The 17,557-nt window shown below is 73.5% G+C and carries 15 protein-coding genes; 5 read left to right on the top strand and 10 right to left on the bottom strand.

Features of this window, described 5'->3' with window-relative positions; translation table 11 throughout:
* Positions 1-42 precede the first annotated feature (42 nt).
* Positions 43-993, top strand: coding sequence for an aminoglycoside phosphotransferase family protein (locus ACIRRH_RS38505; protein ID WP_403077094.1), 951 nt, complete (start codon positions 43-45; stop codon positions 991-993).
* A 25-nt stretch (positions 994-1,018) separates the two neighbouring features.
* Here the strand turns inward: ACIRRH_RS38505 and ACIRRH_RS38500 are convergent, their stop codons facing one another.
* The 5 genes from ACIRRH_RS38500 to dxr all read right to left on the bottom strand — a co-directional run bounded on the left by ACIRRH_RS38500 (position 1,019) and on the right by dxr (position 6,611).
* The gene (locus ACIRRH_RS38500) at positions 1,019-1,567 is read right to left on the bottom strand and encodes a GNAT family N-acetyltransferase (protein WP_403077091.1); all 549 of its coding nucleotides are present in this window, start codon (positions 1,565-1,567) and stop codon (positions 1,019-1,021) included.
* Positions 1,568-1,645: 78 nt separating this feature from the next.
* Positions 1,646-2,521: a GNAT family N-acetyltransferase gene (locus ACIRRH_RS38495; protein ID WP_403077156.1), complete on the bottom strand. Its 876-nt coding sequence runs from the start codon at positions 2,519-2,521 to the stop codon at positions 1,646-1,648.
* A 169-nt stretch (positions 2,522-2,690) separates the two neighbouring features.
* Positions 2,691-3,851 carry a flavodoxin-dependent (E)-4-hydroxy-3-methylbut-2-enyl-diphosphate synthase gene (gene ispG / locus ACIRRH_RS38490; protein WP_403077088.1) on the bottom strand — a complete coding sequence of 387 codons (1,161 nt, stop codon included), beginning with the start codon at positions 3,849-3,851 and terminating at the stop codon, positions 2,691-2,693.
* Between the two features lie 144 nt (positions 3,852-3,995).
* Entirely contained in the window at positions 3,996-5,300 is a 1,305-nt protein-coding gene (locus tag ACIRRH_RS38485; RefSeq protein WP_403077086.1) for a M50 family metallopeptidase, read from the bottom strand.
* A 69-nt stretch (positions 5,301-5,369) separates the two neighbouring features.
* The gene (gene dxr / locus ACIRRH_RS38480; protein ID WP_403077084.1) at positions 5,370-6,611 is read right to left on the bottom strand and encodes a 1-deoxy-D-xylulose-5-phosphate reductoisomerase; all 1,242 of its coding nucleotides are present in this window, start codon (positions 6,609-6,611) and stop codon (positions 5,370-5,372) included.
* Positions 6,612-6,693: 82 nt separating this feature from the next.
* On the opposite strand from dxr, the gene ACIRRH_RS38475 reads away from it, so the two are divergent.
* Complete coding sequence (locus ACIRRH_RS38475) at positions 6,694-7,362, top strand: NAD(P)H-binding protein (protein ID WP_403077082.1); 669 nt, start codon at positions 6,694-6,696, stop codon at positions 7,360-7,362.
* A 99-nt stretch (positions 7,363-7,461) separates the two neighbouring features.
* Here the strand turns inward: ACIRRH_RS38475 and ACIRRH_RS38470 are convergent, their stop codons facing one another.
* From ACIRRH_RS38470 to ACIRRH_RS38460, 3 genes are all read right to left on the bottom strand, one after another.
* A complete protein-coding gene (locus ACIRRH_RS38470; protein ID WP_403077079.1) occupies positions 7,462-8,904 on the bottom strand; it encodes an aldehyde dehydrogenase family protein in 1,443 nt (480 codons plus the stop codon).
* 264 nt (positions 8,905-9,168) lie between these two features.
* Positions 9,169-10,737, bottom strand: a complete 1,569-nt coding sequence (locus tag ACIRRH_RS38465; protein WP_403077076.1) for a PucR family transcriptional regulator — start codon at positions 10,735-10,737, stop codon at positions 9,169-9,171.
* 154 nt (positions 10,738-10,891) lie between these two features.
* On the bottom strand, positions 10,892-12,982 hold the full coding sequence (locus ACIRRH_RS38460) for an ATP-binding protein (RefSeq protein WP_403077074.1): 2,091 nt from the start codon (positions 12,980-12,982) through the stop codon (positions 10,892-10,894).
* 242 nt (positions 12,983-13,224) lie between these two features.
* Between ACIRRH_RS38460 and gabT the strand changes: the two genes are divergently transcribed.
* Entirely contained in the window at positions 13,225-14,565 is a 1,341-nt protein-coding gene (gene gabT, locus ACIRRH_RS38455; protein ID WP_403077071.1) for a 4-aminobutyrate--2-oxoglutarate transaminase, read from the top strand.
* A gap of 495 nt (positions 14,566-15,060) precedes the next feature.
* Entirely contained in the window at positions 15,061-15,708 is a 648-nt protein-coding gene (locus ACIRRH_RS38450) for a phosphatase PAP2 family protein (protein ID WP_403077068.1), read from the top strand.
* Here the strand turns inward: ACIRRH_RS38450 and ACIRRH_RS38445 are convergent.
* Positions 15,681-16,013 carry a DUF2218 domain-containing protein gene (locus ACIRRH_RS38445; RefSeq protein WP_403077065.1) on the bottom strand — a complete coding sequence of 111 codons (333 nt, stop codon included), beginning with the start codon at positions 16,011-16,013 and terminating at the stop codon, positions 15,681-15,683. The genes ACIRRH_RS38450 and ACIRRH_RS38445 overlap by 28 nt on opposite strands.
* A gap of 166 nt (positions 16,014-16,179) precedes the next feature.
* Between ACIRRH_RS38445 and ACIRRH_RS38440 the strand changes: the two genes are divergently transcribed.
* Entirely contained in the window at positions 16,180-16,701 is a 522-nt protein-coding gene (locus ACIRRH_RS38440) for a MarR family winged helix-turn-helix transcriptional regulator (RefSeq protein WP_403077062.1), read from the top strand.
* Here ACIRRH_RS38440 and ACIRRH_RS38435 read toward each other — a convergent pair.
* Complete coding sequence (locus ACIRRH_RS38435) at positions 16,616-17,557, bottom strand: EamA family transporter (protein WP_403077153.1); 942 nt, start codon at positions 17,555-17,557, stop codon at positions 16,616-16,618. The two genes, ACIRRH_RS38440 and ACIRRH_RS38435, sit on opposite strands and share 86 nt — an antisense overlap.

Below are 17,557 nucleotides of genomic sequence, written 5' to 3'. Positions count from 1 at the left end.
CCGAAAGCCCCACCCCGGCCCCCAAACCCCGACAATGGACCCATGTCGGGAGCCGAACCCACCATCACCGTCCCCACCTGGCTGACGAACAGCGTCACCACCACCCACGGCGAGGCCGGCCGCCAATGGCTGGCCACCCTCCCCGCCAGGGCCACCGCCCACCTCGCCGCCTGGAACCTCACCCTGGAACGGATCCTCGACCCGGGCGGCAGTCTCAGCCTCATCGCGTACGTCCACCGCGACGACCTCTCCCCCGCCGTCCTGAAGGTCGGCCTGCCCACCCCCGAGACCGCCCACGAGCACGCCGCCCTCACCCACTGGGCCGGCCGGGGAGCCGTCCTCCTCCTCGACGCCGTCCCCGCCGAGGGCGTCCTCCTGCTCGAACGCCTCCACGGCGAGATCCCGCTGCGCTCCCTCGCCGAGCCCAAGGCCATGCTGGAGGCCACCAGCCTGCTGCACCGCCTCTGGACGGAACTCCCCGAGGGACACCCCTTCCCCACCGTCCCCCAGCGGGTGGCCGCGGCCACCGCCACCGCCGCCGCCCTGGCGGCCCCCCGCCCGGACCGCCACCCGGCTCACCACACGGCGATCGCCGAAGCCCAGCCCCTGATCGCCGAGGCCCTGGACACCGCCAGGACCCTGGCCGACTCCGCCGACGAGTCCTTCCTCCTGCACGGCGACTTCCACCACGGCAACGTCCTGGCGGCCGACCGCGCCCCCTGGCTGGCCATCGACCCGCGCCCACTGGCCGGCGAACGCGCCTACGACCTGGCCCGCCTCGCCCTGGACCGCGCCGACACCCTGATCGGTGCCCCCGGCGCCCCCGCCGCCGTCCGCCGTCGGCTGGGCCGGCTCTCCGAAGCCCTCGAAGTCGACCAGGACCGCCTCCGCGGCTGGACCCTCTTCCGCGCCGTCGACCTCGCCCTCCGCGCCCTCACCGCGGACCGCCGCGAAGACGCCGAGCTCTACCTCGAGTTCGCCAACTCCCTCTGACCCACGAACCTTTACGACCCGGCCCCTACGCCCCGGCCCCCCGCAGGGGCAACCGAGCCCCCATCACCGCGTACAGCCGGTCCGTCGCCGGAAACCGCACCGCCCGCGCCAGATCCCGGTACCCCAACGCCCGGTAGAGCCGCCGCGCCGGCGTCTCCGCGTCGATCGCCGAGAGGATGCTCCGGTCCAACCCCGACCGCTCGCACAGCGTCCGGATGATCCGCGAGCCGACCCCCTGCCCCTGGAACTCCGGCAGCACGTGCAGCTCGGTGACGGCGAAGACCCCGTCCAGCCAGTCCTCGTACCCCCGGGAGGTCAGATACGGCTCGATGACGGTGCTCCACCAGTGCTCCCGGTGGTTGGGCATCCCGTACCCGAACCCGATCAGCCGCCCCCCGCTCATCGCCCCGAGCGCGATCACCCCGGGCTGCAGGGCGTGCCGCCCCACGATGTGCAGCCGGACCGCGACCTCCTCTGGCGTCAGCCCGAACGCCACCGCCTGGACCTCCAGCGCCTGCGGCGCCCAAGCCGCAAGGTCGATGGCCTCGATCGTCACCCCGGTCAGCTGATCCATGCTCCGGACGTTACTACCAGCGGCCCCGCAGCGCGGCCGAAGATCCCAACCACTTCCCGCACGGCTCGTTCGACCCGCTCAGAACAACACGCTCATGAACGCCCCGACCTCCCGGAACCCCACCCGCCGGTACGCGGCCCGGGCCCGCAGGTTGAAGTCGTTGACGTACAGCGACACCACTGGCGCCACCTCCCGCAACGCGACGTCCAGGACCGCCGCCATCCCCGTCTCGGAGAGCCCCTGCCCCCGGTGCTCCGGAGCGACCCAGACCCCCTGGATCTGACAGGCCCCCTCCGTCACCGCCCCGATCTCCGCCTTGAAGACGACTTGGCCGTCCTCCCCGAATCGTGCGAACGACCGCCCGGTGGAGACGAGTTCGGCCACCCGGGCCTGGTAGAGGAGCCCCCCGTCCCCCGCCAGCGGCGACACCCCCACCTCCTCGGTGAACATCGCCACGCACGCCGGCATCAAGTCCTCGACCTCGTTGCGCCGCACCCTCCGCACCAGCGGATCCGGCGCGATCTCCGCCGACGGCTCCGAGGTCGCCAACAGCGGCTGGTGCGCCCGCACTTCCCGGGCCGGCCCCCAACTGCGCTCCAGCAGCGCCCAGAAGGCCGCCGTGGCCGCCGCCGGCCCGACGATCGAGGAGCAGCGCCGCCCCTGCCGCCGGGCCCGCTCCGCGAACGCCGCGACCGCTTCGGACCCGGCGTTGACCAGGACCAGGTTCGCCCCGGTGTAGCAGAGCGCGTCCAGCACGCCGTCCCCGTCGTACCAGCCCCACATCTCCCCGCCGAGCCGCCACGGGTCCAGCCCGACGGCCTCGACCCTGGTCGCGACGAAGGCGTTGGCGACCGGGTCGCGGTGGAGGATCTCCAGGACGTCCGGGAGGTCCGGCGGCTCCAGCACGCGGGTGGTGGCCAGGGCCCGGACGGCCTGGAAGGAGCTCGGGAGCATCACACCTCGATCGAGCATCGAGACAGCACCTCACTGAGACGACTCTGGCCGCACCCTACTCCGTGGCCCCACCCGGCTACGGCCGCGGGGCCGTCCGCGAACGGACGGCCCCGCTTTCCGGAAAACACCGTGCGGACGCTCCCGCGCGGTCAGGACAGGCTGTGCGGGGTCACTCCCCCGCGACCACGGTCGGCGCCCCCGACTCGACACCCGCCGCCTGCATCTGCTCGGCGAGCTTCAGCGCCTCCTCGATCAGGGTCTCGACGATCTTCGACTCCGGAACGGTCTTGATGACCTCGCCCTTCACGAAGATCTGCCCCTTGCCGTTGCCGGAGGCGACCCCGAGGTCGGCCTCCCGGGCCTCGCCCGGACCGTTCACGACGCAGCCCATGACGGCCACCCGCAGCGGCACCTCCATGCCCTCCAGCCCGGCGGTGACCTCCTCCGCGAGCTTGTAGACGTCCACTTGGGCGCGCCCGCAGGACGGGCAGGAGACGATCTCCAGGCCGCGCTCGCGCAGCCCGAGCGACTCCAGGATCTGGTTGCCGACCTTGATCTCCTCGGCCGGCGGGGCGGAGAGCGAGACCCGGATGGTGTCGCCGATGCCCTCGGCCAGCAGCGCGCCGAAGGCGACCGCCGACTTGATGGTGCCCTGGAAGGCCGGCCCGGCCTCGGTCACGCCGAGGTGCAGTGGGTAGTCGCACGCGGCGGCGAGCTGGCGGTAGGCGTTGATCATCACGACCGGGTCGTTGTGCTTGACCGAGATCTTGATGTCGCGGAAGTCGTGCTCCTCGAACAGCGAGCACTCCCACAGCGCCGACTCGACCAGCGCCTCCGGGGTGGCCCGGCCGTACTTCTCCATCAGGCGCTTGTCCAGCGAGCCGGCGTTGACGCCGATCCGGATCGGCACACCCGCGTCCTTGGCGGCCTTGGCGATCTCGCCGACCTTGTCGTCGAAGGCCTTGATGTTGCCCGGGTTCACGCGCACCGCCGCGCAGCCGGCGTCGATCGCCGCGAAGACGTACTTCGGCTGGAAGTGGATGTCCGCGATGACCGGGATCTGCGACTTCTTCGCGATGATCGGCAGCGCGTCGGCGTCGTCCTGCGAGGGCACGGCGACCCGGACGATCTGGCAGCCGGATGCGGTGAGCTGGGCGATCTGCTGCAGGGTGGCGTTGATGTCCGAGGTGACCGTGGTGGTCATCGACTGGACCGAGACGGGGGCGTCGCCGCCGACCGGCACGTTGCCGACCATGATCTGCCGGGAGTAGCGGCGCTTGGCCAGCGGCTTGAGCGGCAGGGACGGAATACCGAGCGAGATCGCGGTCATGTGCGCAGGGTTCCCCGGGGTTGAGGTGTGGTCGTCCGCCCGGCCGCTGGGACGGCCGAGGCCGGGTGCGCGAACTCCCGCGCACCCGGCCTCCACGGTACGGCACGGTCCGGGCGCCCAGCACACCCGCCGTACCTCTACGCCCTAGCCGATCTTCACCGGGTTCACCAGGTCGGCCACCATCACCAGCAGGGTGAATCCGATGAAGATGCTGGCCACGACGTACGCGACCGGCATCAGCTTGGCGACGTCGAACGGGCCCGGATCCGGCCGCCGGAACATCTGTGCGAATCGGCGGCGGACCGATTCCCAGGCCGCTCCGGCGATGTGGCCGCCGTCCAGCGGCAGCAGCGGCAGCATGTTGAACAGGAACAGCGACAGGTTGATGCCGGCCAGCAGGTTCACGAAGATCGCGATCCGCTGGGTGGCCGACTCGTGCAGCGAGAACACCTCACCGCTGACCCGGGCGGCGCCGACCATGCCGATCGGCGAGTCCGGGTCGCGCGGGGCGTCGCCGACCACGGCGTTCCACAGGCCGGGGATCTTGCCGGGCAGGGCGGCCAGCGACCGCACCCCGTTCTCGGCCATGTCGTACATCCGGTCGACGGACTGCCCGAAGCCGAGCTGGACGGTCTCACTCCTGGGGGTGAACCCGAGGAAACCCGCCTGGACGGTCTGGCCCTTCACCGGCACGCCGTTGCCGTCGTACTTCTGCACGTCGTTGACGGCGATGGTGGGCGTGAAGGTGAGCTGCTGACCGCCGCGGTCCACGACGATCGTCACCTGCTTGCCCGCCGACTTCCGGATGTCCGCCTGGAGCTGGTCGTAGTCGCGGATCCGGTCGCCGTCGAAGGAGAGCACCTTGTCGCCCTGGCGCAGGCCGACCTCGTTGGCCGGGGTCTTGGGCGCGTCGGCCGGGCAGGTGTCGGTGGGCTGGCCGGCCTTGACCACGCACTGGGCGACCGAGCCGATGGTCGGCACCGCCATGGTGACGCCGAAGCCCATCATGACCGTCAGGAACAGCCCGAACGCCAGGATCAGGTTCATGAACGGCCCGGCGAACATGACGATGATGCGCTTCCACGGCTTGCGGGTGTAGAAGAGCCGCTGCTCGTCGCCCTCCTGGAGCTCCTCGTAGGAGGCCTCACGGGCGTCCTCGATCATGGTGCGCCAGGGCGAACTGCTGCGCTTGGTGATCCGGCCGTCCTCGCCCGGCGGGAACATCCCGATCATCCGGATGTACCCGCCGAACGGGATCGCCTTGATGCCGTACTCGGTCTCGCCCTTCCGGCGCGACCAGAGGGTCGGGCCGAAACCGACCATGTACTGCGGCACCCGGATGCCGAACAGCTTGGCCGTGGAGAGGTGGCCGAGTTCGTGCCAGGCGATCGAGATGAGCAGCCCGATGACGAAGACCAGGATGCCGACCACCGTCAAAACCGTTGCCACCGCTGGTCCTCCGTCATGCCGCTCCGCTCATCGTCTCGTCCTACCGCAATCGGGGTCGTCAGTCGACCGTCAGCCGGCCGCCAGCTCGCGGGCCCGGGCGCGCGCCCAGTCCTCCGCGTGCAGGACGTCCTCCACCGTCAGGGAAGTTCCCGCCGCCGAAGCGCCGTCCCGCCGTCCGTGCTCGGCCACGACCTTGGCAACAGTGTCCACGATTCCGGTGAAGACGAGGCGACCCTTCAGGAAGGCCTCCACGCACTCCTCGTTGGCCGCGTTAAAGACCGCCGGGTTGGTGCCGCCCAGGGTGCCCACCTCGCGGGCCAGCTCGACCGCCGGGAAGGCCTCGTCGTCCAGCGGGAAGAACTCCCAGGTGGCCGCCTTGGTCCAGTCACAGGCGGGAGCGGCGTCCGGCACCCGCTCCGGCCAGCCCAGACCCAGCGCGATCGGCATCCGCATGTCCGGCGGGCTGGCCTGGGCCAGGGTCGAACCGTCGGTGAACTCCACCATCGAGTGCACCACCGACTGCGGATGGACCACGACCTCGATCCGGTCGAACGGCACGTCGTACAGCAGGTGCGCCTCGATCACCTCCAGGCCCTTGTTCACCAGGGTGGCCGAGTTGATCGTGACGACCGGGCCCATCGCCCAGGTCGGGTGCGCCAGCGCGTCCTGCGGGGTCACCCCGGCCAGCTGCTCCCGGGTGCGGTTGCGGAACGGGCCACCACTGGCGGTGACCACCAGCTTGCGCACCTCGGCCCGGGTGCCGCCCGCCAGCGCCTGGAACAGCGCGGCGTGCTCGGAGTCCACCGGCACGATCTGGCCCGGCTTCGCCACCGCCTTCACCAGCGGACCGCCGACGATCAGCGACTCCTTGTTGGCCAGCACCAGCACCCGGCCCGCCTTCAGCGCGGCCAGCGTCGGCCGCAGGCCGATCGAACCGGTGATGCCGTTCAGCACCGAGTGGCACTCCAGGGCGGCCAGCTCGGTCGCCGCATCCGGGCCCACCAGCACGGTCGGCAGCGGGCGGCCCGCCGCCTTCGCGGCCAGCGCCTCGCGCAGCGCCGGCTCGGCCGCCGGATCGGCCACCGCCACGGTGTGCACGCCCAGCCGCACCGCCTGCTCGGCGAGCAGCTCCACCCGGCCGCCGGCCGCCGACAGGGCCACCACCCGGAAGCGGTCCGGGTTGCGGAGCACGACGTCGATGGCCTGGGTGCCGATCGAGCCGGTGGACCCCAGGATCACCAGCTCCCGGGGGCCGGACGGGTCCGCCACGGTGGGTGTGAAGCGCAGCTGTGGGTGAGCGAGCGAAGTCATGCGCCCATTGTGTCCTGTCCGCGGCACCGCCCCGGTACTTTCCCCCGGGCCGCCCCGCCCGTCCCGGGCTACCGTCGGAACCATGCGTACCGTCATCGCCGGGGGCCACGGACAGATCGCGCTCCGGCTGGAACGGCTGCTCGCCGCCCGCGGCGAGCGCCCCGCCGGGATCATCCGCCGCCCCGAACAGGCCCAGGACCTCGTCGACGCCGGCGCCGAGCCGCTGCTGCTCGACCTGGAGGCCGCCACCGCCACGCAGCTCGCCGCACTGCTGACCGGTGCCGACGCGGTGGTCTTCGCCGCCGGCGCCGGACCGGGCAGCGGCGCCGCCCGCAAGAACACCGTCGACCGGGACGCCGCGGTGCTGCTCGCCGACGCCGCCGAGCTCGCCGGGGTCCGCCGATACCTGATGGTCTCGGCGATGGCCGCCGACGCCGAGGCGCGCTACCCCGCCGACGAGGTCTTCGAGACCTACCTGCGGGCCAAGGGCGCCGCCGACGACGCCGTCCGGGCCCGCACCGGGCTGGACTGGACGGTGCTGCGCCCCGGGCGGCTCACCGACGGCCCCGGCACCGGCCTGGTCCGGCTGGCCCCCTCGGTCGACCGCGGCGCGGTGGACCGGGCCGACGTGGCCGCCGTCCTGGCCGCCCTGCTGCACGAACCCGGCACCGCCGGACTGACCCTGGAGCTGGTCGCCGGGAACGCCACCGTCGAGGAGGCGATCGCCGCGGCCGCCCGGCACGACGGCTGAGCCCGCGCGGGCGCGAACGCGAGGAGGGCCCGGTTCGGCGAACCGGGCCCTCCTGCCGCCTGGTGCCACGGCACCGCTACGACATCGCTACGGCACCGCTCAGAGGTCGAGGCCGGTCAGGACCATGACCTTCTCGACGGTGTAGTCGTCCATCGCGTACTTGACGCCCTCACGGCCGACACCGGAGTCCTTGACGCCGCCGTACGGCATCTGGTCGGCGCGGTAGGACGGCGCGTCGCCGATGATCACACCGCCGACCTCCAGCTCCCGGTGGGCGCGGAAGGCGGTCTGGAGGTCGTGGGTGAACACCCCGGCCTGGAGCCCGAACGCCGAGTCGTTGACGGCCGCGAAGGCCTCGTCCACGCCGTCCACCTTGTGCAGCGACAGCACCGGGCCGAACACCTCGGCCTTGGCCAGGATGGCGTCCCCGGGCAGGTCGGCCAGCACGGTCGGGGCGTAGGTCGCGCCCTCGCGGGTACCGCCGGTGAGCACCTTGGCGCCCTTGGCGACCGCGTCCTCGACCCAGGACTCGACGCGCTTCGCGGCGTTCTCGTCGATCAGCGGGCCGACGTCGGTCGCGTCGTCGCTCGGGTCACCGGTGACCTGCGCCTTGACCTTGGCGACGACCTTCTCCGCCAGCGCGTCGTACACCGAGGCGTCGGCGATCACCCGCTGCACCGAGATGCAGGACTGGCCGCCCTGGTAGTTGGCGAACATCGCGATCCGGGTGGCCGCCCAGTCCAGGTCGGCCTCCGAGGACCAGTCGGCGAGCACCACGGCCGCGGCGTTGCCGCCGAGCTCCAGGGTGCAGTGCTTGCGCGGCACCGAGTCCATGATCTGGTAGCCGACCTTGTCCGAACCGGTGAAGGAGATCACCGGCAGGCGCTCGTCCTGCACCAGGGCCGGCATCCGGTCGTTCGGCACGGTCAGGATCGACCAGGAGCCGACCGGCAGGTCGGTCTCGGCCAGGATCTCGCCCAGCACCATCGCCGACAGCGGGGTCGCCGGAGCCGGCTTCAGGATGATCGGGGCGCCGACCGCGATCGCCGGGGCGACCTTGTGGGCGACCAGGTTCAGCGGGAAGTTGAACGGAGCGATCCCGAGCACCACACCGCGCGGGAAGCGGCGCACCACCGCGAAGCGGCCCACGCCGCCCGGGTCGGTGTCCAGCCGCATGGTCTCGCCATTGGTGCGGCGCGCCTCCTCGGCGGCCCAGCGGAAGACCGACACCGCGCGGCCGATCTCACCGCGGGCCCACTTGATCGGCTTGCCGTTCTCGGCGCTGACCAGCTGGGCGAGCTCCTCGGTGCGCTCGGTCAGCCGCTTGGCCACGTGGTCCAGGGCGGCGGCACGCTGGTGCGCCGGGGTGGCGGCGAACACCGGCAGCGCGGCGACGGCGGCGTCCAGCGCCTCCTCGACCTGGGCCTCGGTCGGGATGCTCACCTTGCCGACCAGACGGCCGTCCCAGCTGTTGTGCACCTCGAAGTCGGCGTCGCCGCTCGCCCGGCGGCCGGCGAGCCAGAAATCGTACGTGGTGGTCACCGTGGTACCGGCCCTCTCCTCGTCTGTCCTACGGCCCACGGACGTGGGACCCGGATTTGAGGGTAGGCGGGGCGGCGCGCCGACCGGATTGGCCGACTAGGAGCGTTCGCCCCCGGGGCCACTCCACCGCGTCCTACACGGGGATGGCCCGTGTCCTACGGGGGCCTGCCTGCGTCCTGCGGGACCCGCCTGCGTACTGCCGGGCCCTCCTGCCCTGCTGCCGGGACCTCCCGTGCCGCGGGCCGCCTGCGTCCTGCCGGCGCCTCACTCCTCGCCGGAGCGGAGCGCCAGCCACAGCTCCATCCGCACGTCCGTGTCGTCCAGCGAGCGGCCCAGCAGCTCCTCGACCCGGCGCATCCGATAGCGCAGCGTGTGCCGGTGCACCCCCAGGTCGGCCGCCGCCGCGTCCCACTGGCCGTGCCGGGACAGCCACGCCCGCAACGAGGCCACCAGGTCCCCGCGGGCCGTCCGGTCGTGCTCCCGCAGCGGCCGCAGCAGCCCCTCCGCGAAGGCCGTCACCGCGTCCTCGCCGAGCAGCGGCAGCAGCGAACCCGCGCCGACCTCCTCGTGGTCCACCGACCGGCGGCCACCGCGCAGCGCCACCGCCAGCGCCCGCTCGGCCTGCGCGTGAGCCGTCCCGGCCTCCTCCAGCGCGGCCGGCGCCGAGACGCCCAGGGACAGGCCCTCGTGCTCCTCCACCGCGCCCAGGCAGGCCCGGTGCACCGCGCCGTTGTCCAGCGCCAGCACCATCAGCCGCGGCCCGTGCACACCGTCCTCCCGCGCCACCAGCAGCTTCTCCCCCACCCGGGAGCCCGCCTGCTCGGCCCGGTCCCCCAGCTCCCCGAGCGCCTCCGCGGCATCCGCGTTGGCCGGCCCGGCCCCGGCCACCAGAACCCGTACCGTGCCCTCCGGCAGCCCCCCGAACAGCCCCGCCGCCACCTGGCGGGCCGTCGCCACCTCACCGGCCAGCACCATCCGCAGCAGTGCCGCGCCCATCCGCTCCTCGGCCTGCCGCAGCTCCCGCGAACGCTCCAGGGTGAGGGTCAGCAGCGCCACCGCCGCGTTCAGCACGTACCGCTCGGTCGGCGTGATCCGGTCCTCGGTCCCGACCGCCAGGAAACCCCGGGCCCGCCGGTCCGCCCCCAGCGACTGGACCACCACGTAGTCCTCGTCCGCCGTGTCTATCCCCGGCGCGCGCCCCTGCAACGCCGCACTCGACGGCGCCGGCCGCCGACGCAGCCGGTCCACCTCCGCCGCCAGCCGCCCCGCCCGGCGCGCCGCCCAGTCCGGAGCCACCACCGACAGCGCGCCCGACCCGTCGTACAGCGCCGCCCAGCCCCCCAACCGGGCCGCCAGCCGGCGCACCACCGCCGTCGTACCGTCCTTGCCGAGCGCCGCCCGGGTCAGCTCCTCCTGCGCCTCGAAGCTGGTCGTCACCGCCTCGTACTGCTCCGCGGCCAGCGCCGCCGACACCACCTTGCTGATCGCGATGAACGGCGTCGGCTCCGGCACCCGCAGCAGCGGCAGCCCGCGCTGCGCCGCCGCGTCCACCAACGGCTGCGGCACCTCGGTGTGGGACAGCCCCACCCCGAGCCCCAGACCGACCACCCCCGCGTCGGCCAGCCGGTGCACGTACGCCTGCAGCTGCGCCGCCGTGCGGCCCAGCTTGATACCGGTGGTGAGCAGCAGCTCGCCACCCTCCAGGAACGGCGTCGGGTCGTCCAGCTCGCTGGTGTGCACCCAGCGGACCGGCCGCTCCAGGTGATCCGCACCGGCGAGGACCGTCAGATGGAGCGACGTGTTGCGGACGACGGAGGCGAGTGTGGGGGGCATGGCACCTTCGGGGGATCGACCTGACCGCGCCGTTGCGGCCGGGCGAGGAGAGGGACGTGGGACTGGTGAGGGTCTCTCCCCTTCATTATGGACGCTCCGGACAACCCGCACTGCCGAATCCACCTCGGAGGCGACTTCCCCGGCAGCCCCGCCGTCACCCCCGCAGATCCACCAGCAGCGGCGGCACCTGCTCCCCCGACACCGCCGTCAACGACACCACCGCGTGCCCGGCCGGCAACGCGTGCGCCAGATCCGACGGCGACCACCGCAGCCGCTCCACGTCCCGCGTCGTCACCGACTCCGTCTGCGCCGTCGTCCCCGACAACGCCTTCCGCCCGATCCGCCCGGCCCGCCGGATCACGCCACCGGAGGTGTCGGGGGTGTGGGTGACCGCGGTCTCCTGCACCAGGTGCGTCCCCCAGGCCTCCGAGAACAGCTTCCCGTCCCACGGCGCGATCCCCGGGAACGCCATCCGGCAGCCGACCGCGCCGAACAGCGGCGCCCGCAGCGCCTCCGGCAGGTCCACCAGCGTCCGCAGCAGCAGCACCGCACCCGCGTTCGCCCCGCGCATCCGCTGCAAGCCGCGCACCGCGGTGGCGTCCAGCGCCGCCGAGGCGTCGTCCACCACCAGGCCGGCGAACAGCGAGCGGTCCTCGCGGGCCCCGGCCGCCTGCACGAACTGCCCCACCACCAGCCGGGACAGCATCCGCGCCGCCTCCGGGTGGCTCCGCTCGGGCAGCTTCACCCGCACCCGCAGCGGGTGGTCCAGCACCCGCATCGCGAACGGGGGCCGGCCGGTGCCGTCGGTCGCGAAGGCCCCCTCGAAGGCGGGCCGCTCCAGCAGCGCCAGCCGGTCAGCCAGCAGCGCCCCGGGGTCGTCCGCCCGGTCGCGCTGCCGCTCCCGGTACTCCAGGTCCCGCTCGTGGACGGCCAGCCGGCCGGCCACACCGAGCGCCTTCACCAGGGCCGCCAGCACGTCCGGCTCACCGGCCAACAGCGCCCGCAGCTCCCGCACCCCCGGGTAGCGGCCGTACGCCGCGTGGAACGGGCCCACCACCTGCTGCAACGCGGTACGGGCGTGCTCCGCGCGGGCGGTCAGCTCGTCCGGCAGCAGCGCCTCGGCCAGCCGGGCGGCCGCCTCGTCGGGGTCCCGCGCGGCGCCGTAGAGGTCCAGCCCGTACAGCGAGGACGGGTCACCGGGCGCGATCACCACGTCGTACCAGGAGTCCGGGCCGAGATCGGCGTCCGCCGCCCCGACCACCACCGCACAGGCGGTACCGGACAGCGCCTGCAGGCACAGTGCCTCGGCCACCGGCCGGGCCAGCCGCGCCGTCTTCCCCGTCCCGGCCGGGCCCACCGCCAGCAGCGAGGTGCCCAGCACCGCCGGGTCCAGCGCGAAACCGGCCGCCCGGTGGCCCAGCGGGTTCTTCGGGACGTCCTGCGCGGTGCCCAGCCGGACCTGACCGAGCAGCAGATCGTGCCGCTCTGCGCGGCCGGGCAGCTCACGCGCTTCGGACGGGTGGGCGAAGGCCGCCGCGCCGCGGGTGGCCACCTGCTCGGTGAAGGCGGGCACGAACACCGGGTCCGCCTGGGCGGACTCCCAGGCCCGCCGGATCCGCACGTAGTCGACGTCCCCCACGGCCTCGCCGTCCAGCCGGGCGGCCGCCTCGGCAGCGCCGCCCTGGCGCAGCCCGTCCCACGGGTCCTGCCCCCGCGCGGCCTCGGCCACCCCCGGGGCGTCCTCCTCGACGGGCTGCTCCTGCGTCACCGTGCGCGACAGCAGCGGCGCCACGTACCGGCGCCACACCTCGGGCCAGCGGCCCATCCGGCCGAAGACCTTGATGACCACGGCGATCACCAGGATGTTGGCCACCAGGAGCGTGATCATGGCCTCGGACTCGGAGGGCGAGGCCAGCGGGCCGATGCCCGTCTGCCCGCCGAACCACACCAGGACGTACATCAGCAGCTGAGTGCCGTACAGATAGGCGAACCATGCCACCACCGCATTGAGCCCCGCCCGCAGCAGTAGCGGCCAGGTCGCGACCTTGGCCGCCTCCGCCCGCTCCGGGTCGAGGCAGCGGTAGCCGAGCCGGTAGACGCCCGGGTCGGCGTCGGGCCGCGGGGCGCAGGCCCAGGCCGCGAGGTCGAAGGAGGTGGTGCCCGCGCCGGGTCGTGGGTGGGGCACGGGGGTCGGGGGTCTGGTGGTGGTGCGCTCGCCGTGGTGGTGTGCCCCGCCCTGTGCCATGTACGGCCCCGCTCCCTCGCCCGCCCGGCCCGACCGCCCGTCGGTGCCGCCATACCCATGCCGCCGTACCGGCGACACGCCCGCGCTCAGGGTAGTGGAGCGTGGCCTGCGGGTAGTCGCGCTACCCGCGCTGGCCGTGCCGGACAAGTCGGACGGCGCACTGCTACCGAGTGGCGCGTGCCCGGGTGGGGAGGGCGGCCGTAGCCTGCGAAGCACCGAGCCGAGAAGTCTGGAGAAACCCCATGAGCGCCGCAACGCCGCTCCCGCAGGAGCGCCGCCTGGTCACCGCGATCCCCGGTCCGAAGTCGCAGGAGCTGCACGCCCGCAAGCTGGGTGCGGTGGCGGCCGGCGTCGGCACCACCCTGCCGGTGTACGTGTCCCGTGCCAACGGTGGCGTGCTGGAGGACGTGGACGGCAACTCGCTGATCGACTTCGGCTCCGGCATCGCCGTGACCAACGTCGGCAACAGCGCCGAGGCCGTGGTGGCCCGGACGACCGAGCAGCTGGCCAGCTTCACCCACACCTGCTTCATGGTGACCCCGTACGAGGGCTACGTGGCCGTCGCCGAGCAGCTGAACGAGCTGACCCCGGGTGACCACGAGAAGCGCACCGCGCTGTTCAACTCGGGCTCCGAGGCCGTCGAGAACGCGGTGAAGATCGCCCGCGCCTACACCAAGCGCCAGGCCATCGTGGTGTTCGACCACGGCTACCACGGCCGCACCAACCTGACCCTGGCGCTGACGGCGAAGAACATGCCGTACAAGCAGGGCTTCGGTCCGTTCGCCCCCGAGGTCTACCGGGTGCCGGTCGCCTACCCGTACCGCTGGCTGACCGGTGCGGAGAACGCCGCCACCGAGGCCGCCGCCCAGGTGATCGACACCATCAACAAGCAGATCGGCGCCGAGAACGTCGCCGCGATCATCATCGAGCCGATCCAGGGCGAGGGCGGCTTCATCGAGCCGGCCAAGGGCTTCCTGCCGGCGATCGTGGAGTTCGCGAAGGCGAACGGCATCGTGTTCGTCGCGGACGAGATCCAGACCGGTTTCTGCCGCACCGGCCAGTGGTTCGCCTGTGAGGACGAGGACATCGTCCCGGACCTGATCACCACCGCCAAGGGCATCGCCGGCGGTCTGCCGCTGTCCGCGCTGACCGGCCGCGCCGAGATCATGGACGCCGCGCAGACCGGCGGCCTGGGCGGCACCTACGGTGGCAACCCGGTGGCCTGCGCCGCCGCGCTGGGCGCCATCGAGACCATGAAGGAGCAGGACCTCAACGGCAAGGCGCAGCGGATCGGCGAGATCATGCTGGGCCGCCTGCGGGCCATGCAGGAGAAGTACGAGATCATCGGTGAGGTCCGCGGCCGCGGCGCGATGATCGCCGTCGAGCTGGTGAAGGCGGGCGGCAAGGAGCCGAACGCGGAGGCCACCGCGGCCATCGCCAAGGCCTGCCACGCCGAGGGCCTGGTCGTGCTGACCGCCGGCACCTACGGCAACGTGCTGCGTTTCCTGCCGCCGCTGGTCATGCCGGAGCACCTGCTGAACGAGGGCCTGGACATCCTGGAGGGCGCGTTCGCCGCCCTCTGAGCGGTGTCGCCCGTCAGGTCGTGAACCCCCGCCGGAGGGTTGTCCGGACAGCGCTGAACGGCCCGTGGGGACCTCTGGTCCGCACGGGCCGTTCGGTGTGCGGGCGCGCCGTGCGGGCGGTCCGGGCATGATCGACGGGGCGCCTCGGAGGCTGCCCGGCGCAGGGTGAAGATGATGTGCGGAATCGCTGAAGGCGCTCGGCGCGGAAGGGCTGTTGACGTAGTGTCATCGCAGATGGACAGCGAGCCTCAGCCCTTGGCACGGCCGTCCGCGGGGCCCCGTCCGGGGTTGTTTCCGCGGGTGCCGCGTGAGGACGACCAGGCTGGCCCGGGAGGGCCGGCGCACACCGAAGGCCGATCGACCGACCGTCCGACCCACACCCCCCGGGGCGCACGGAACGGCGATCATCAGAGCCGCCCCGGAGCTCTCCCCCCTGCTCCGGGGCGGCTGTCCGCTGCTCTGGGCCGGGCGGCGCGGTCGGTCGCCGTACCGGTGGTGGCGGCGGTGCTGCTGCTGGTGGTGTCCTGGCAGGTCGCGGCGGACGGGCCGCTGCTGGGCGTGGACCGTTCGGTCCGCCAGGCCGTCCGCACGGCCCACCGGGACTTCCCGAGCGCGCTGCTCGACCGGTTCGGCCACCTCCTGTCCAACCTGGGCAGCGGCGTCCCGGCAGTCCCGGTGCTGCTGGCGGCCGGCGCACTGGCCGCCTGGCGGGGGCGCCGGGCCGGGGCCGGGCGCTGGTGGCTGCCGCTGCCGGTGGCGGCGCTGACGGCGGGGCTGATCCCACTGCTGGTGGTTCCGGCGAAGTCGGCCTTCGCCCGGCCGGGTCCGCTCGGGGAGGCGCTGACGGCGGGCCAGTGGGGCTGGTACCCGTCGGGGCACACCGCGACCGCGACGATCTCGTACGGGGTGGCGGCGCTGCTGCTGGCCCGGGTGGCGGGGCCGCACGCCGTCCGGGGGCTGGTTGCGGGTGCGGTGCTGCTGTCGCTCGGGGTGGGCGCGGGGCTGGTGTGGAGCGACTTCCACTGGCTGCTGGACGTGGTGGCGAGCTGGTGCCTGGCCGTCCTGGTGCTGTGGTCGCTCGCCCGGTGGCTGCCCCGGCCGGGTGCCGGGAGGCGTCAGGCCTCGGGGTCCTCGTTGCGGTGAACCAGGCCGGCCTCGCCGTTGTCCCGGTGCCACTCGATGACGAGTTCGTCGCGGGCGCCGAAGCGGACCAGGTGGCGGCCGACGACGTCCTCCAGGCCGGGCAGGTTCTCGCGCTCGCCCTCGACGGTGAGCAGCAGTGCGTCCGACTGAGCCTCCAGGGTGGCGGTGCCGGCGCCGAAGACCATCGTGCCGCGGCCGGTCTCCTCGGAGTAGACGGCCTCGATCTTGCGCCCCATGTGGGCGGCGAGCTGCTTGGCGTAACGGCCCGGGCGGTCGGTGGCGACGCGGGCTTCGGAGCGGGGCATGGGCCCTCCAGGGTCCGGGAGGGAACTTAGGGTCCCCTCACTCGGGGCAACGCTAACCCAGATACTGAGCTAGGCTCAACATATTTCCGCGATCGCCCTCCGCCGTCGGCCGCGGGCCCCGGACCGACGGCTACCCTGGGGCGGACGCCAGCCGAGGAGACCGCCGATGACCACCACGCCGACCGACGAACCGGCGGCCCCCTCCCCCGGCCCACGGCCCGGCGCCCCGGGCACCGCCGCCGAACTGGCCGACGCGATGACCAGGGCGATCAAGCGGATCCGGCGTCAGACCGGCTGGCGGCTGGAGCCGTACGGCATCACCCCCGGCCAGGCCCGGGCGCTGCGCATGCTCGCCCATGTGCCCGGCTGCGAGACGCCGGACCGCGCGATGCGGCTGAGCGACCTCGCCGACAAGCTCCACATCGCCCCGCGCTCGGCGACCACCGTGGTCGACGCGCTGGAGGAGGCCGGTCTGGTCGAGCGCAGTCCCGACCCGGCCGACCGGCGGGCGGTGCGGATCCTGCTGACCGAGGCCGGGCAGGCGGCGGTGGAGCGGATCGGGCAGGTCCGGGACGAGGTGGCCCAGGAGTACTTCGGCGAGGTCAGCCCCGCCGACGAGGAGGTGCTGCTGCGGGTGCTGCGCTCGGCCGAGGCCCGCTTCCTCGCAGCCGGGCCACCGCACCGCTAGCGGCCCCCGGGCGCAGCGCGGTGATCCCGATCCCGGCGATCACCAGCAGCGCGGCCGCGGCGGCCGTCGGGCTGATCCGCTCGCCGAGCAGCAGCCAGGCCGAGGACATCCCGAACACCGGCACCAGCAGCGAGTAGGGCGCGACGGCGGTCGCGTCGTAGCTGCGCAGCAGGAAGCTCCAGGCGACGAAGCCGAGCAGGGTGGAGACCAGCCCGACGTAGCCGATCGCCCCCAGTCCGGCCGGGGTGACGTCGCGCAGTGCGCGCAGGTCCGCCTCCGGTCCCTCGACCAGCAGGGACAGGACCAGCAGCGGCAGCGGCGGGACGGCGCTGACCCGGACCATCCAGCGCAGCGCGTCCGGCGGCGCGGCCCTGCGGGTCAGCACGTTGGCCAGACCCCAGGCGACGGCGGCCAGGACCACCAGGGCGAAGGCCCCGAGCGGTCCGCCGACGCCCTGGTCCCAGGCGGCCAGCGCGATGCCGGCGAAGGCGACCGCCAGGCCCGCCAGCCGCAGCCCGCCGGGGCGTTCGCGCAGCAGCACGGCGGCGAACAGCGCGGTGAAGCCGGCCTGCCCCTGGAGGACCAGGGAGGAGAGCCCGGCCGGCATCCCGGCGTGCATGCCGAGGAAGAGCAGCCCGAACTTGACCACCCCGAGGACCACGCCGACCGCCACCACCCAGCGCCAGGCCACCCTGGGCGGACCGACGAAGAAGACCGCCGGCACCGCGACGACGGCGAACCGCAGGGCGCAGAAGAGCAGCGGCGGGAAGCTGTCCAGGCCGACGTGGATCAGGACGAAGTTGAGGCCCCAGATGGCGGCCACCAGGACGGCCAGGGCGATGTGGCGCGGGCTCAT

Origin of the sequence: Kitasatospora sp. NPDC101235, from assembly GCF_044767505.1 — a bacterium.
Lineage (GTDB): Bacteria > Actinomycetota > Actinomycetes > Streptomycetales > Streptomycetaceae > Kitasatospora.
This window is presented reverse-complemented; position numbering and strand designations above follow the sequence as displayed.

What these genes read in the sequence shown, in the direction of transcription:
- ACIRRH_RS38505 (WP_403077094.1), top strand. Translation starts at nt 43, where the DNA reads ATGTCGGGAGCCGAACCCACCATCACCGTCCCCACCTGGCTGACGAAC.
- ACIRRH_RS38500 (WP_403077091.1), bottom strand. Translation starts at nt 1,567, where the DNA reads ATGGATCAGCTGACCGGGGTGACGATCGAGGCCATCGACCTTGCGGCT.
- ACIRRH_RS38495 (WP_403077156.1), bottom strand. Translation starts at nt 2,521, where the DNA reads ATGCTCCCGAGCTCCTTCCAGGCCGTCCGGGCCCTGGCCACCACCCGC.
- ispG (WP_403077088.1), bottom strand. Translation starts at nt 3,851, where the DNA reads ATGACCGCGATCTCGCTCGGTATTCCGTCCCTGCCGCTCAAGCCGCTG.
- dxr (WP_403077084.1), bottom strand. Translation starts at nt 6,611, where the DNA reads ATGACTTCGCTCGCTCACCCACAGCTGCGCTTCACACCCACCGTGGCG.
- ACIRRH_RS38475 (WP_403077082.1), top strand. Translation starts at nt 6,694, where the DNA reads ATGCGTACCGTCATCGCCGGGGGCCACGGACAGATCGCGCTCCGGCTG.
- ACIRRH_RS38465 (WP_403077076.1), bottom strand. Translation starts at nt 10,737, where the DNA reads ATGCCCCCCACACTCGCCTCCGTCGTCCGCAACACGTCGCTCCATCTG.
- ACIRRH_RS38460 (WP_403077074.1), bottom strand. Translation starts at nt 12,982, where the DNA reads ATGGCACAGGGCGGGGCACACCACCACGGCGAGCGCACCACCACCAGA.
- gabT (WP_403077071.1), top strand. Translation starts at nt 13,225, where the DNA reads ATGAGCGCCGCAACGCCGCTCCCGCAGGAGCGCCGCCTGGTCACCGCG.
- ACIRRH_RS38445 (WP_403077065.1), bottom strand. Translation starts at nt 16,013, where the DNA reads ATGCCCCGCTCCGAAGCCCGCGTCGCCACCGACCGCCCGGGCCGTTAC.
- ACIRRH_RS38440 (WP_403077062.1), top strand. Translation starts at nt 16,180, where the DNA reads ATGACCACCACGCCGACCGACGAACCGGCGGCCCCCTCCCCCGGCCCA.
- ACIRRH_RS38435 (WP_403077153.1), bottom strand. Translation starts at nt 17,557, where the DNA reads ATGAGCCCGCGCCACATCGCCCTGGCCGTCCTGGTGGCCGCCATCTGG.